General features: G+C 37.3%; 11 protein-coding genes and 1 pseudogene. 4 read left to right on the top strand and 8 right to left on the bottom strand.

Annotated elements, in window-relative coordinates; all coding sequences use genetic code 11:
* Window positions 1-1,390 (bottom strand): BapA/Bap/LapF family prefix-like domain-containing protein (locus B4237_RS08245; protein ID WP_286942643.1); only part of this gene is annotated, 1,390 nt, incomplete at its 3' end.
* Between the two features lie 683 nt (window positions 1,391-2,073).
* Between B4237_RS08245 and B4237_RS08240 the strand changes: the two genes are divergently transcribed.
* Window positions 2,074-2,893 (top strand): IS5 family transposase gene (locus B4237_RS08240; protein ID WP_283269548.1). Its coding sequence is split into 2 segments (ribosomal slippage): window positions 2,074-2,453 and window positions 2,452-2,893, totalling 822 coding nucleotides; the frame shifts between segments, so codons are not numbered across the junction.
* 156 nt (window positions 2,894-3,049) lie between these two features.
* Here the strand turns inward: B4237_RS08240 and B4237_RS08235 are convergent.
* From B4237_RS08235 to B4237_RS08225, 3 genes are all read right to left on the bottom strand, one after another.
* The gene (locus tag B4237_RS08235; protein WP_136456944.1) at window positions 3,050-4,549 is read right to left on the bottom strand and encodes a cation:proton antiporter; all 1,500 of its coding nucleotides are present in this window, start codon (window positions 4,547-4,549) and stop codon (window positions 3,050-3,052) included.
* A gap of 280 nt (window positions 4,550-4,829) precedes the next feature.
* Window positions 4,830-5,723: a KPN_02809 family neutral zinc metallopeptidase gene (gene ypfJ, locus B4237_RS08230; protein ID WP_278595354.1), complete on the bottom strand. Its 894-nt coding sequence runs from the start codon at window positions 5,721-5,723 to the stop codon at window positions 4,830-4,832.
* Window positions 5,724-5,758: 35 nt separating this feature from the next.
* The gene (locus tag B4237_RS08225) at window positions 5,759-6,682 is read right to left on the bottom strand and encodes a DUF808 domain-containing protein (protein WP_278595353.1); all 924 of its coding nucleotides are present in this window, start codon (window positions 6,680-6,682) and stop codon (window positions 5,759-5,761) included.
* Window positions 6,683-6,846: 164 nt separating this feature from the next.
* Between B4237_RS08225 and trpS the strand changes: the two genes are divergently transcribed.
* The 3 genes from trpS (at window position 6,847) to B4237_RS08210 (ending at window position 10,648) form a co-directional block, all read left to right on the top strand.
* Complete coding sequence (trpS, locus tag B4237_RS08220; protein ID WP_004876928.1) at window positions 6,847-7,860, top strand: tryptophan--tRNA ligase; 1,014 nt, start codon at window positions 6,847-6,849, stop codon at window positions 7,858-7,860.
* 404 nt (window positions 7,861-8,264) lie between these two features.
* Window positions 8,265-8,909, top strand: a complete 645-nt coding sequence (locus B4237_RS08215; protein ID WP_278595352.1) for a YqiJ family protein — start codon at window positions 8,265-8,267, stop codon at window positions 8,907-8,909.
* Between the two features lie 29 nt (window positions 8,910-8,938).
* Window positions 8,939-10,648: a flotillin family protein gene (locus B4237_RS08210; RefSeq protein WP_007484118.1), complete on the top strand. Its 1,710-nt coding sequence runs from the start codon at window positions 8,939-8,941 to the stop codon at window positions 10,646-10,648.
* An 808-nt stretch (window positions 10,649-11,456) separates the two neighbouring features.
* Here B4237_RS08210 and sucD read toward each other — a convergent pair.
* The 4 genes and pseudogenes from sucD to B4237_RS08190 form a co-directional block, all read right to left on the bottom strand.
* Window positions 11,457-12,347, bottom strand: a complete 891-nt coding sequence (gene sucD, locus B4237_RS08205) for a succinate--CoA ligase subunit alpha (RefSeq protein WP_003655479.1) — start codon at window positions 12,345-12,347, stop codon at window positions 11,457-11,459.
* Window positions 12,348-12,359: 12 nt separating this feature from the next.
* Window positions 12,360-13,526, bottom strand: coding sequence for an ADP-forming succinate--CoA ligase subunit beta (sucC, locus tag B4237_RS08200; protein ID WP_004640348.1), 1,167 nt, complete (start codon window positions 13,524-13,526; stop codon window positions 12,360-12,362).
* Between the two features lie 137 nt (window positions 13,527-13,663).
* A pseudogene (lpdA, locus tag B4237_RS08195) lies at window positions 13,664-15,097 on the bottom strand (dihydrolipoyl dehydrogenase).
* A 60-nt stretch (window positions 15,098-15,157) separates the two neighbouring features.
* Window positions 15,158-15,675 (bottom strand): 2-oxo acid dehydrogenase subunit E2 (locus B4237_RS08190; RefSeq protein ID WP_286942627.1); only part of this gene is annotated, 518 nt, incomplete at its 5' end.

The raw sequence follows: 15,675 nt of genomic DNA, 5'->3' as shown, positions 1-15,675 counted from the left end.
TCAACGTTGATGTTGCTGTTGATGAATTTCCTGCTGCATCTGTCGCTGTCACCGTGACTGTGTACGCACCATCTGTTAACGCTGGCAGCGTATTGTCTACCAATGTCCATGTGCCATCACCATTGTTGGTCGCTGGGTAATCCACACCATTTACATTTACGGTCACCGTTGCTGTTGGATCGTTCACTGTCCCCGTTAATGCTGGGGTGCTGTCATTGGTAATAATATCATCAATGGTAATAGCTGGGGCTAAACCATCTACTGTTGCTGTTGCAGGATCTGATGTATTACCTGCTGGGTCCGTCGCTGTTGCTGTAACCTGATCACCATCATTTAACCCAGGATTATCTACTGTCCAGCTACCATCTGGTCCAGCGATAACTTGCACTGTACTCCCATCAGGGAAGGTCACAGTCACCATTGAACCAGGTTCTGCTGTACCTGTAATTGGATCATTTTCATTAATTGGGTTAATCACCGGAGCATTCGGAGCATCGACATCAACAGAGTAGCTTTGCGTATCAGTAACCGTACTACTATTGCCAGCAGCGTCAGTAAACTTAACATTCGCTTCAATTATTTTATCGCTATCAGCTAATAATCCACTACCTGGAACCACAACGCTCCATGTGCCATTGGCAGCATTAACAGTTGCTAAATAACTCACACCATTCACAATTACAGTGACAACAGTAGTAGCAGCATCTGAAGGAATGTTCGTTAAAGTACCAGTAATGGTTACATCACCTGCTGATTCAGCAGCATTCAAAGTATTATCATCAGTAACAGAATCAACTGTAAAACCAACATCATCTGTATTTGGCGGAGTCGTATCACCGTTATTATTATTGTTATTATCACTTCCGCCACCACTAGCAGCAGCAATAATACCGCCAGCAACCAAAGGAATAGCCCACAACCATGGACTCATTGATGCATCATTGTATAAAAGTGGTTCTATGGATTGAATAGGTTGAAAAATTACATCTGATACTGGTGCTTCAACAACTTCAGGAAGAGCTGCTGGTGTTTCTTCTAAGTAAACAGCACCTTCATTGTCGGAATCCGCATCTGCATCTGCATCCGCGTCTGCATCCGCGTCACTTTCACCCTCTTTGAATTTAGCCCAAACTAACTGACCGTTTTCATCTTGTATAACAAGACTATTATCAATGTTACTATTTTCATTAAAGAAATTTTGAACAACGATTGTTTCTCCATTTTTTAAAAAAACAATTGCATTCAAACCGTCCTTTTTAATTACGACAATATCCTTTAACGGAACCTTAATTAATACTACAGCAGGCTCAGAAGGTAGAGTTGTAGTATTTTCCATTGTATTAGAAAGGGTTTTATGACTTTCCTTAGAAATTATTTGGATTTCAGACATGGTCGTTATTCCTCTGATTATTTAATAATTCTTGTGTATGTATATTTGGTTGGTTTATTAATCATTTCCTATACCTATTAAAATCTAAATTAAAATTCACTTTTGTTAAACACATCACAAAAAAACTTTACAAAAATGACAACATCATCATAGAAAAAAGGTCAATAAAGTTTTACAACCTAACGTTTTATAAATAAAACTATTTAAATAATTTATTTTTTTTAAACAATAAAGACATTAATAAAATGACCAAAAAAATCATAATTGCCCTATACTTTAAAAATCCATATATTATAAAGATATACAAAAAATAGTTTATCAGCCAGTAAAAAAAAATGATTTTAAAATCACAAAAATCAAACTAACAAATTGTATTTATTTATTTTTTAAAAAAATATTATTCATTTGCAGCATAACTAAATCTAAAAACCTTCATGTGTTTATTAAATTGTATTTAATATACAATTATCATTTTGTTACACCAAATATCAGATTTATTGATTTATAACAAATAAACCATAAGGAATAAAGATAAAACATAGACTAAAGACTTAAATTAAAAATATCAGTTATACTTATTTTTAATTAATTTAGATTAGATCTCTTGCATAAATCAAAAAATGATCAATTTATTGGTCGTTTTTTGTATCAAACAATACGCCGTTTTCGATTATTATTGTTCCATGAACTACTCAAAAGTAAAAACACTGTCAAACAGCCAGTTTAAACGACTTGTCGGAATACAAACCTCAACTTTTGCAGAAATGCTTGAAGTATTGAGAGCTGCTCAAAGTGTTAGTCGACGAGGAAGACCTTCTGTACTTTCGCTTGAAGATCAGCTATTGATGACCTTAAGTTATTGGCGTGAATATCGAACACTTTTTCATGTTTCGATGAGCTATGGTATACATGAATCTAATGCTTCTAGAATTATTCAAAAGATTGAGAATATCTTAATAAAATCCGATAAATTTCATTTACCTAAAAAATTACCACAAGGTGAAGGTTTAGATTGGGAAGTTGTCGTGGTTGATGCTACCGAGATAACCATAGAACGTCCCAAAAAAACAGAAAAAGTATTATAGTGGCAAGAAAAAGCGTCACACCATCAAAGCCCAGCTGATGATTCACTACGAAACACGTCAGATCATATCAACAGCCATTGCACACGGTAGTGTGCATGATGTTCAATTATTTAGAAGGCAACGCAAAAAACAAAGATACAAGGGGTTGTTGCTTGCAGATAAAGGCTATCAAGGTTTGAATCGACTAGGAGTGAGTTGCCTCATTCCCATAAAATCAAGCAAAAAGAAACCATTAACGCTGCTACATAAGCAAATCAATCGTGAAATTGGAAAACGACGTATCCGAATTGAGCATGTAAATGGTAAATTAAAGACCTTTAAAATTCTTGCTGAACGTTATCGTAATCGGCGTAAACGCATGGGTTTACGCCTCAATTTGATTGCTGCAATTTACAACATGGAGTTGGTCAATAAATGATTTTTGCAAGAGGTCTATTAAGTAAAACCAATAATTAATTATACTAGAAATAAACAAGTTCTATTAAGGAACCAAAATAACTGTTTTACTGTTTAGTAAGTTTTAAAACAGAAATAAATTTATTAAAAATTCCAAATAAGAACCTGTTAATTTTAATTAAAAGTTTTGGGGATTCTGAAGTCGTTCAACCTCTTTAACTTTTTCCGGATGGTAAATTTCTGTCAATTCATCATCAGACTTAATCGTTGTTATTCGTTCTGGATTATAGATTTTAATAGACTCTTTTCCACTTTCATCTTCACTAACAATATATTTAAAGCCACGTCTGTTCATTTTATTACACAAGCGCTGATAGAAGCCTTTTACCCCTTCTGTTTCTTCGTTGGGATTAAAATAAAATGCATTCATTACTGCAGGTAAGCCAAGCCCACAGACCACACCAGACAGTAATACGCTGATAAATGTATATCCAATTAAAATACTGCTATATGGACTGAGTGCAGGTACATTCGCAACAGCGAGAATCAAAGCAAGCGAAATTCCTCCACGCACACCACCCCATGAAAGAATCGTTAAACTACCGTTATAGCTTTTATTTCTGAATGACGGAAACAGTGCAAATGCTGCAAAATTTGCAGCAAAGCGTGACAAGTGCAAAATAAGAAAGGCAATAATTCCACCAATAATTAAATTGGCACTTAGATCAAGGATAAAGAGCTCTAAACCTATTAAGGTGAATAAAAAAGAATTTATGATCCCTTCTACAGCATGCCAAAAATGATTGACCTCTCTAATCTCGCGTTGTTCTCTAAACTCTTGCCATTTATTTCCAACAATCAATCCACCAATCACACAAGCAATTGGTGCAGATGCATGTGCAAATAATGCGACCAAGTAAGATCCACTCGCTAGTAATGCAGTCGTTAGAATCAAAGACTCCATTTCGTGCTTTCCGCGTAAGAGACGCAAAATACCGAAACCAAACGCAAAGCCAATGATGACAGCGACAAAAATCTCGTATAGCAAAGTTTCAATCGTTGCCAATAGAGAGAAATGCTCACCTTGTAAAACTTTCAGCAAAGTCATGAATAAAGCAATACACATTGCATCATTGAATAATGATTCACCTTCAAGCTTAACAATTAGATGATGTGGCGCTCGAATAGAACTCAAAACTCCTTTGATTCCAATCGGATCAGTTGCACCTAAAGCAGCACCGAGTAATAAAAGCACTGACATTGGCACTGAATAACCTACCACCCATTGGAACAAATAAAGTAGACCAGCATAAATAACTGCACACAAAACTAGTGCAATAGTCGCCAAGATGCTGATTGGTTTCCAATAATTTTTAAGATCAGAAATTTTAAACTTCAATGCAGAAGAAGTAAGAATGAAACAGATAACGCCATTGATGAGGAAGTCATAGAAATCAATTTCACGTACAGCCGATTCAATATTGTGAATATTAATCGTAATAAATTGATTACCATTCAGTAGACTTGCACCCCATTGTAAAATGAAGACAAAAATTGCTGAGACAATGGGTACACCAATTGCTTGTGGAAATCCAAGTACGCGCTTATTGAAGATGGTAGTGGCAATTGAAAGCGTAAAAACAGCAGTCAAAGCTTGTAAAAGAAAAAAATTACCCATACTACCCCTTGTTATTACTTATCACGCACAACGATTTTTCCAAATCAAACTGTTTGGATTTCGCGGTGGAATTCGTAACTCATCAATTTATTTACCGTCAATTACTGAAGTAGAATTTTTATCTAAGACATCTTAGTTCTTATTGAAATAACAAATATGAGTCTATAGATAGACACATCATCTAAGTTCAGTATTTATGACAATTATTTTACTGAACTTTTATTTTTTTATTCGTATAACTTCGGTATGGAAATCAAAAGCAGAACACCTTTGGCTCTGCTTATTTGAATGTATTACACTGATTAATATCACCCGATTTAAGTCCTAGCTCAAACCAATGCATACGTTGTTCACTTGTACCATGAGTAAAACTATCTGGTACGACTTGCCCAGTAGCGCGACGCTGTAAATAATCATCACCAATTTTTTCAGCTGCATCCATGGCTTCCTCAATATCACCTTGCTCCAAGAATTGAGTCCGTTGCTGATTTTGATGTGCCCAAATTCCAGCAAAACAATCAGCTTGCAACTCTAAGCGAACTGAGAGTTGATTGCCCTCGGATTGACTTGCTTGCGAACGAGCTTGTTGGACTTGACCAGAAATACCCAACAAATTTTGAATATGATGACCTACTTCATGTGCAATCACATAAGCTTGGGCAAAATCCCCAGCCTGATTTTGTCTGGAAAGTTCAGTTTGATTTTGTTCTCCAGAAATTCCCATCTGCTGACGCATATCTTTAAAAAATGAAGTATCGATATAAACTTTTTGATCTGCTGGACAATAAAATGGCCCCATTGCTGCTTGAGCAGTACCGCAACCTGAACGAACAACGCCACTAAATAAAACCAGTTTTGGTGGTTTATAAGTCATACCAAGCTGTTGAAATACAGGCGTCCAAGTATCCTCTGTATCCGCAAGCACAGTACCGACAAAGTCTCGTGCTTCTCTCTGATCGTCAGTCATATTTTGCGGCTCACTTCCCTGTTGAGCTGATTGTGCATTTGTAACTGCTTGTGTGGCTTGATAAGCCTGTTGAGGATCAACTCCGAAGAATTTCCATGCAACAAATGCCACAACTAAACCAATAATACTAATACCACCCGCTTTTGCTCCGCCACCACCACGACGATCTTCGACATTGGTGCTCACTCTACGACCTTTCCAACGCATATCTATTCTCCAATTTATGATGATGACGGTTTATTTTATGCTTTAGCTTTTGGCCATGCTTTTTTTATTAAACTAACAATAAGCAGCACAATGATACCTGCCGCAAAACCAACACCTAAGTTGATTAATGTCGGGGTTAATGCGCCAATAATCGAACCAAAACTTGGTATCAGTTCTAAATGATCGACAGTTTCTTCAGTGAAATGATGTAACAGTGGAATGGTATGACTAATAATACCTCCCCCCACTAAAAACATCGCAACCGTACCAACAATAGATAATATTTTCATTAAAACTGGTGCAAAAGCCAGTAAACCACGCCCAATTTTATTTTTAAATTCAGATACTTGTTGTGTTAAATATAAACCTAAATCATCAATCTTAACGATCATTGCAACAAAGCCATAAACACCAATGGTCATGACGATTGCAATAATACTCAATACTGTCACTTTAGTCATAAACGCTGCTGATGCAACTGTACCTAACGAAATCACCACAATTTCAGCAGATAAAATAAAATCTGTACGAATCGCACCTTTTACTTTTTCTTTTTCAAATTTTGTTAGGTCAACTTCGACTTCCTGTAGCTCTTCACTCGCTTCTTCTGGTGTTTTGGCTTTTTTATGGTAGAGAGAATGTATAACCTTTTCTACGCCCTCATAACATAGAAACAGACCACCAAGCATTAATAATGGATTAATCAACCAAGATGCGACAACACTAATTAAAAGTGCTAATGGGACAAGAATAAGCTTATTAACAAATGAGCCTTTTGCGACACTCCACACCACAGGAAGTTCGCGATCAGCACGAACACCACTGACTTGTTGGGCATTGAGAGCTAAATCATCACCTAATACACCAGCCGTTTTCTTTGCTGCCATTTTACTCATGACTGCAACATCATCTAAAACTGTTGCAATATCATCTAGTAACAGTAATAAACCACTCGCCATTTTTATTTCCTAGTTTATATTTATCAGGCTATTGTAGAATTACTCAATAATTTCACAACATTATTTTAATAAAAGTTGAAGCAATCGCTGACGAAAAAAATTTATTTCCCGTACAATAATGCCAATCTATATATTTATGAAATAACTGAATCTTGGAACATATCATGAGTAATGCTGATCAACGTCCAATCATTTTGACAGGCGACCGCCCTACTGGACAACTTCACCTTGGCCACTTTGTTGGTTCATTACGTTCTCGTGTAGGTTTACAAGACAGTCATCATCAACATCTTTTATTAGCGGATGCCCAAGCACTGACTGATAATGCGGACAATCCAGATAAAGTTCGTAATAACATTCTTCAAGTTGCTTTGGATTATTTAGCGGTTGGTATCGATCCAACTAAAACAACAATTTGCGTTCAGTCATGCTTGCCTGCACTGAATGAGCTCACAATGCTTTATCTTAACTTTGTGACTGTTGCACGTTTAGAACGTAATCCAACCATTAAATCTGAAATTCAAATGCGTGGATTTGAGCGCGATATTCCAGCAGGTTTCTTATGCTATCCAGTCGCTCAAGCTGCTGACATTACTGCATTTAAAGCAACTGTTGTGCCTGTTGGTGAAGATCAAATTCCAATGATTGAACAAACCAATGAAGTAGTCCGTCGCGTAAACCGCCAAATTGGGCATGACCTGTTACCTGAATGTAAGGCTTTACTCTCAAATATGGGGCGTTTACCTGGTTTCGATGGTAAAGCAAAAATGTCTAAATCTTTAGGCAATACAATTGTGTTAAATGCTTCTGATAAAGATATCAAGAAAGCAGTCAATGCTATGTACACCGATCCAAACCATTTACGTATTGAAGATCCAGGTCAAGTTGAAGGCAATATCGTATTTACTTACCTTGATGCCTTTGATCCGAATAAAGAAGAAGTTGAAGAATTAAAAGCACATTATCGCCGCGGTGGTTTAGGTGATGGCACAGTGAAAAAGCGTCTTGAAGGTGTGTTAAAAGAATTAATTACACCTATTCGCGAACGTCGTGCTGAATTAGAAAAAGATCCTGATTACATTATGGATGTACTTAAACAAGGTACAGAAAAATGTCGTAATATCACGCAGCAAACTTTAGATGAAGTAAAAGATGGATTAGGCTTATTTAAATTCTAATTTACGTTACTTTTACTCTAAAAAAGCCCACTTGTTGGGCTTTTTTATTTAAACCATTGATTTAATTTTAATTAAGGAACTTTATAAAAAATCCAGTTACTAACAATTTTTGTCACTTATTAACATCTATTAACAGTAGTTAACATGAATACCTATGAACTTAGTCAGGTTTTTTTATAATATAGCGATGTAGGTTAGGTAACACTAATCTCATGACATTTCTCCTTTCAACCGAAACTGTTTTAAACAGATTCGTTGTTCAACGCAATGACAACCCCAATCATTGCGTTTTTTTTTGCCTAAAGAATATGTCTGTAATAGGTTGAATTTTACACTTGATACAATTACTCTTATAAGCAATTTATTTTTATAAATATTTTTAGAAAAATATAAGAGAACGACTCATGATTTGGGATTTATTAATACACCCGTCAAACATAGTTTTCAGCATTGCGTTATTGCTGTGTTTGTTTATTGGCATGCTTGAAGTGATCTTATTGTTATTTGGTGGAAGTAGCAGTTTTATAGATCAATTTTTACCTGATAGTCTAACTGATGTTGATCATGCAGATGTTTCGATTGATCAACCTGAGAACTTATTCACTCAACTATTAGAGTGGTTATATCTAGGAAAAGTCCCTCTTCTCGTTTGGTTAATCATTTTTCTCACTGTCTATGCGCTAACAGGCTTAATTATTCAAGATATTTTCTTTAATGTTACTGAACACTATCTTTCTGCATGGATTATTGCGCCTGCATGCTTATTTCTATCAATGCCTATTGTACGTTTCAGTGCAGCGCTTATTTCTAAAATTATTCCTAAAGATGAAACGACAGCCATACATACTGATGATCTGATTGGTCGAACTGCTCACATCGTTTTAGGTGAAGCTCGACCAAACTCCCCTGCTCAAGCCAAAGTTAAAGATCAATTTGGTCAAACACACTATGTTTTAGTTGAACCTGAGCAGGATATTGTTTTCCAACAAGGACAAGATGTTATTTTGACACAAAGAACCAAAATTGGTTTTCAAGCTATTGCTAGTTAATTTTATATTTATTACACGAGGGTCTTTAAATGTTTAACTCAGCGCTCACTGAGATTTTAATAATCACAGGCGTTATTTTTGCTGCATTAATTTTTATTGGGGTCATTGTTGCCCGCTTATATACACGTTCTAGTAAAGAGGTTTCTTTTGTTCGTACTGGCTTTGGCGGTGAAAAAGTGATTCTGAATGGCGGTGCAATTGTACTGCCAGTTTTACATGAAATTATTCCTGTAAATATGAATACCTTACGCTTAGAAGTTAAACGTGCAGCAGATCAAGCACTTATTACCCGTGACCGTATGCGTGTCGATGTGATGGCTGAGTTCTATGTGCGTGTTAAGCCTACAGGTGAATCTATTGCGACTGCTGCTCAAACATTGGGTAGAAAAACCATGTCTCCACAAGAACTAAAAGACTTAGTTGAAGGTAAATTTGTCGACTCACTTCGTGCTGTAGCGGCTGAGATGGCAATGGAAGAGTTACATGAGAAGCGCGTTGACTTTGTACAAAAAGTTCAACAAGTTGTCTCTGAAGATTTATCAAAGAATGGTTTAGAACTAGAAACAGTTTCTCTTACAGGTTTAGACCAAACAAGCTTTAAATTCTTCAATCCACAAAATGCTTTTGATGCTGAAGGTTTGACTAAACTTACAGAAACTATCGAAGACCGTCGTAAGAAGCGTAATGACATCGAACAAGATACTGATCTTGCGATTCGTGCGAAAGATTTAGAAGCAGAACGTAGAAGATTAGAAATTTCTCGTGAAGAAGAATACGCAAAACTGCAACAAGAACGTGAAATTTCGATTCGTAGAGCCGAGCAACTTGCTGAGATCGCATCCCAAGAGGCTGGAAAAAAACGTGAAGCAGAAGAAGCACGTATTGCCGCAGAACGTGAAGTCGATTTGAAAAGAATTGCTGCTGCACGTGATGTCGAGAATGAAAATATTCAAAAATCACAGCTCATTGAAAAAGCGCAAGTTGAACAGAAGAAAACAATTGAACTTGCTGAACAAGATCGTGCGATTGCAATTGCAGAAAAATCTCGTGCTGAATCAGAAGCCAAAGCACAAGCTGACAGAGCTCGTGCAGAAGCAGTAAAAGCAGAAGAAGAAGTTGTGACTGTACGTGAAACTCAACGTGCAGAACGTCAAAAAGCAGTTGAGTTGGTTGCTGCCAAACAAACAGCGGAAAAAGATGCAATTGCGATTACCGTTGCAGCTGATGCTGGTAAGAAAGCGGCTGCCGATGAAGCTGAAGCAATCCGTATTGCTGCTGAAGCTGAAGCAGAGAAAGTTCGCTTAAAAGCAAAAGGTGAAGCAGATGCGAAAGTATTGCTTGCACAAGCTTTAGAGAAACAATACCAAGTTGATGCTGAAGGTGCGCGTGCAGTCAATGAAGCAGCGAATACACTTTCTGCTGAACAGGTTGAAATGCAAGTTCGTTTAGCAATGCTCAAACACTTGCCTGAAATCATCCGTGAAAGCGTTAAACCAATGGAAAATATCGACGATATTAAAATTCTCCAAGTGAATGGTTTAAATGGTTTTGCAGGTGGAAGCAGTGCATCTGGAGAAGTTACAGAAAATGGTCAAGCATCTTTATCTGACCAAGTGGTGAATAGTGCCCTACGCTACCGCTCGCAAGCTCCACTTATTGATAGCTTAATGAATGAACTTGGCCTACAAGGTGGTGATATTAATGGTCTAACCCAAGGGTTGAAACCAAAGACTGAGTAAGCATTTTGATCTAAAAAGAGCCTTTATTATGAGGCTCTTTTTTATATAAAAAGAAGGAATAAAATGAGAACATATAGTTTTTCAAAGAAGCTTAAAAATATAAAATAATAAATAAATTCAACACTTTATATTTAAAACAAAAGTTAATTTCTTTAAATATGATGATTATGAGTTATGATAAATTCTTTAAAAAGCATTTCAAATGGTTTCAATAGATCTGTGCTACTTCTAATCAATTTATTTCTTATTTTGGATGCCTAATAACAATGAGGGTAAGTTAAAATGGGGAATTTTGTATATCTTGGATTTTATTTATTGGCTTTATTTATCAGTACTTTTTTTGCTTATTTATCATATCGTAAGGCTATGATTAAGTACGAATATAAAATATCTATATTCGCAATTTTGCTTCCAACCGTACTTCTTAACATCTTCTTGATAATTATTGGAACTTTAAGAGGAGAAAGTATTTTTTTCTACTCTCTTATTTTGTTATTAAACATAATAGGCCCATATCTTGCTATAAGGAAAGTAAGTAATTATAAGAATCAAATGTAACCTTTCCCTTTTTTTACATAAGCTATTTTTAATCAATTGGTTCACAATCTCACAAATAGTACTATTTTAAACTGAATTTTTTCTCTATTCCTATGATAATTAATTTGAAGAAAATACTTAGATCTAGAGTTAATAGATTAGATATCAATTTTTATTGATAAAATAAGTCTCTGCATACATCAACAATCTTACCAATAAAAAAAACCCCAATGTCTCCATTGGGGTTTCTTAAAGATTAAAATCTAACGAATTACGCTAAACCTTTCTCTTTCAAAACTTGCAACATAGTAGAACCAAGCTCAGCTGGGCTACGAGTGTAAGCCATTCCCGCGCGTTCAAATGCAGCGAATTTCTCTTCAGCAGTACCTTGACCACCAGAAATAATTGCACCAGCGTGACCCATACGCTTACCTTTAGGCGCAGTTACACCAGCGATGTAACCAACAACAGGCTTAGTCACGTTAGATTTGATAAATTCAGCAGCTTCTTCTTCCGCAGTACCACCGATCTCACCGATCATGATGATTGCATCAGTATCTGGATCGTCTTGGAACAATTGAAGCGCTTCGATTTGGTTCATACCTGGGATTGGGTCACCACCAATACCGATACAAGTAGACTGACCTAAACCAAGCTTAGTTGTTTGAGCAACAGCTTCATAAGTCAATGTACCTGAACGTGAGATGATACCAATACGACCTGGTTGGTGAATGTGACCAGGCATAATACCAATCTTACATTCGCCTGGAGTGATCACGCCTGGGCAGTTAGGACCAACTAAACGAGTACCGTTACCGTTAGTTTCTAAGTAACGTTTTGCTTTAAGCATGTCGATTGTTGGAACACCTTCAGTGATCACAACGATTAGACCAACACCTGAATCAACCGCTTCAACGATTGAGTCTAAAACGAATGGAGCTGGTACATAGATTACAGATGCATCAGCATTTGTTTCACGTACAGCTTCTTTCATTGTGTTGAATACTGGTAAGTCAAGGTGAGTTGTACCACCTTTACCTGGAGTAACACCACCAACAACTTTTGTACCGTAGTCTAAAGCTTGTGCAGAGTGGAAAGTACCGTTTTTACCAGTAAAACCTTGTACCAATACTTTAGTGTCTTTATTAATTAATACGCTCATGATTGATACTCCTTACGCTTTAACTGCAGCTACAACTTTTTCTGCGGCATCAGATAAACCGTTCGCAGAAATTAATTTCAAACCAGATTCATCAAGTAATTTAGCACCTAACTCAGCGTTGTTACCTTCTAAACGAACAACAACTGGAACAGTTACGTTTACTTCTTGAACCGCTGCAATAATTGCTTCAGCAATCATGTCACAACGTACGATACCACCAAAGATGTTGATTAAAACACCTTGTACAGAAGTATCAGCAAGGATGATTTTGAACGCTTCGATTACGCGTTCTTTAGTTGCACCGCCACCAACGTCAAGGAAGTTTGCAGGCTGACCACCATAAAGTTTGATGATGTCCATAGTTGCCATTGCAAGACCAGCACCGTTAACCATACAACCGATGTTACCTTCTAAAGCAACATAGTTAAGATCAAATTCAGATGCTTTCAATTCACGCTCATTCTCTTGAGATTTGTCACGTAAAGCAGCAACTTTAGGTAAACGGTAAAGCGCGTTAGAGTCGATACCTACTTTCGCATCTACACATAAAATATCGCCATTTTCACGAACTGAAAGTGGGTTAATTTCAAATAATGCAAAGTCATTTTCTACAAATGCTTGGTAAGCAGCGCCCATAATTTTTACAAATTGGCTCACTTGCTTGTCTTTCAAACCTAAAGCAAACGCAACTTCACGTGCTTGGAATGGTTGTAAGCCAACTAAAGGATCAACTTCAACTTTGATAATTTTTTCTGGAGTTTCTTCCGCAACTTTCTCGATTTCTACACCACCTTCGGTAGAAGCCATGAAAGTAATACGACGGCTAGAACGGTCTACAACCGCGCCTAAGTAAAGCTCACGCTCAACTGGATAAACGTCTTCAGCAACGATGATGCTGTTAACTGGTTGACCATTTGCATCTGTTTGATACGTTACTAAACGAGTACCAATGATGTTGTTAGCGAATTCGATTACGTCTTCTTTTGATTTTGCAACTTTAACACCGCCAGCCTTACCACGACCACCAGCATGAACTTGCGCCTTCATTACTGCGAATTTACCACCAAGCTGTTCAAATGCAGCAACGGCTTCGTCTGCATTTGTTGCCAAGATACCTTCTTGTACTGGCATGCCATATTCTTTCAATAATGCTTTAGCTTGATACTCATGTAAGTTCATTTAGTTACCTACTATGTTGTTTGTAGTGATACAGCCTAGATTTTCTTAAAACCAGACTGCTACATATTGAATAAATGATTGCCTAAATAAGACAATCATCTTCATTCAAAAAAGTGTGGCGAACCACACTTTATGTTTTATTTACGCTTACGTTGAATCGCGTGGATTGCACGACCATCTACAGAAAGCGCTGCTTCATGTACAACTTCAGAGAATGTTGGATGACCAAAAGTCATCAACTGTAAGTCTTCAACAGAAGAAACAAACTCCAGCGCGATCATACCTTGGTGTACGATATCAGATGCATTAGGACCTACAACGTGCATACCTAAAAGACGATCTGTTTTCGCATCAGCAACGAACTTAACAAAGCCAGCAGTATCACCAGCCGCTAACGCACGGCCATTCACCGCAAATGGGAATTGACCAGCTTTAACTTCGTGACCTTTTTCAGCTGCCTGTTCTTCAGTTAAACCAACCCAAGCTGCTTCTGGATGTGTATAGATAACGCTGATGATCGTGTCATAGTTCACTTGAGCAGCATGACCGTGAATACGTTCAACAGCCATTACACCTTCTTCCATTGCTTTATGCGCAAGCATTGGACCGCGTACTAAATCACCAATTGCATAAACACCTTCTACAGATGTTTGGCACTGATCATTTACATCAACCAAACCACGTTCAGTTAATTTAATGCCAGAGTCTTCTGCCAATAAACCTTCTGCATACGCTTTACGGCCTACACAAACGATTAACTTGTCAAAAACTTGTTCTTTGTCTTCGCCAGCTTGGTTATATTTAACTGTTACTTCGCGACCATTGGTTTCAGCACCAGAAACTTTTGCACCGATACGAATATCCAAACCTTGTTTTTTCAAGATTTTTTGATATTCCTTCGCCAATGCTTTGTCTGCCATTGGCAAGAATGCATCTAATGCTTCAAACACAACAACTTCTGAACCAAGACGACGCCATACTGAACCAAGCTCTAGACCGATAACACCCGCACCAATCACACCAAGACGCTTAGGAACTTCTGGGAATTTTAATGCGCCAGTAGAGTCAACAATTAAGTCTTCATCAACAGGTGCTATTGGAATGTTTACAGGTACAGATCCAGTTGCAAGGATTACGTATTTAGGCTCTAAAACTTGTACATCACCTTCAAACGGTGTGAATTCTACTTTTTTACCTGCAAGTAATTTACCAGTACCTTGTAACCACTCGATACCATTACCTTTCAGTAATTGAGCAACGCCGCCAGTCAATTGATCTACAACTTTGTCTTTACGTGCCAACAAAGTGTCTAAATCAAATTTAACTTCACCAGTCGTAATACCGTGTTCAGCAAGTTCATGAACAGTTGCTTCGTAACGGTGAGAAGAGTCAAGCAATGCTTTAGAAGGGATACAACCAACGTTTTAACACGTACCACCTAGAGATGGTTTACCGTTGTGAATACGCTTTTCGATACAAGCAACTTTGAAACCAAGTTGTGCAGCACGGATTGCTGCTTCATAACCACCAGGTCCGCCACCAATAACAACAAGATCAAATTGTTGAGACATTTTTATCTCCAAACTCCCATATAAAGGAACTACTTTATACGGGAGCTAATATTTGTAGTATTAAAGATCAAGAATGAGTTTAGCTGGTTCTTCTAACAATTCTTTAATTGTTACTAAGAAACCTACAGCTTCTTTACCATCGATTAAACGGTGGTCATAAGAAAGCGCTAAGTACATCATTGGCAAGATTTCAACTTGACCATTTACTGCCATAGGACGCTCTTGGATTTTATGCATACCCAAGATTGCTGTTTGTGGCTGGTTTAAAATAGGTGTTGAAAGCAATGAACCGAAAGTACCACCGTTCGTGATTGTGAACGTGCCGCCAGTCATATCTTCGATACCCAATTTACCGTCACGTGCTTTGAAAGCATAGTCACGGATACCGTTTTCAACTTCTGCATAGTTCATACGGTCAGTATCACGAAGTACAGGAACAACTAGACCACGATCAGAAGAAACTGCTACACCGATGTCATAGAAACCGTGATAAACGATATCGTCGCCATCAATAGATGCATTTACAGCTGGGTAACGTTTTAACGCTTCAGTTGCAGCTTTAACAAAGAAAGACATAA

Origin of the sequence: Acinetobacter sp. UBA6526, assembly GCF_002434875.1 — a bacterium.
GTDB classification, from domain to species: domain Bacteria; phylum Pseudomonadota; class Gammaproteobacteria; order Pseudomonadales; family Moraxellaceae; genus Acinetobacter; species Acinetobacter venetianus.
The sequence above is the reverse complement of the archived record's forward strand: the minus strand, read 5'-3'. Positions and strand labels throughout refer to the sequence as shown.

Coding starts and splice junctions, on each gene's coding strand:
- sucD (WP_003655479.1), bottom strand. CDS start 12,347: ATGAGCGTATTAATTAATAAAGACACTAAAGTATTGGTACAAGGTTTT.
- B4237_RS08225 (WP_278595353.1), bottom strand. CDS start 6,682: ATGGCGAGTGGTTTATTACTGTTACTAGATGATATTGCAACAGTTTTA.
- B4237_RS08235 (WP_136456944.1), bottom strand. CDS start 4,549: ATGGGTAATTTTTTTCTTTTACAAGCTTTGACTGCTGTTTTTACGCTT.
- ypfJ (WP_278595354.1), bottom strand. CDS start 5,723: ATGCGTTGGAAAGGTCGTAGAGTGAGCACCAATGTCGAAGATCGTCGT.
- B4237_RS08210 (WP_007484118.1), top strand. CDS start 8,939: ATGTTTAACTCAGCGCTCACTGAGATTTTAATAATCACAGGCGTTATT.
- sucC (WP_004640348.1), bottom strand. CDS start 13,526: ATGAACTTACATGAGTATCAAGCTAAAGCATTATTGAAAGAATATGGC.
- B4237_RS08215 (WP_278595352.1), top strand. CDS start 8,265: ATGATTTGGGATTTATTAATACACCCGTCAAACATAGTTTTCAGCATT.
- trpS (WP_004876928.1), top strand. CDS start 6,847: ATGAGTAATGCTGATCAACGTCCAATCATTTTGACAGGCGACCGCCCT.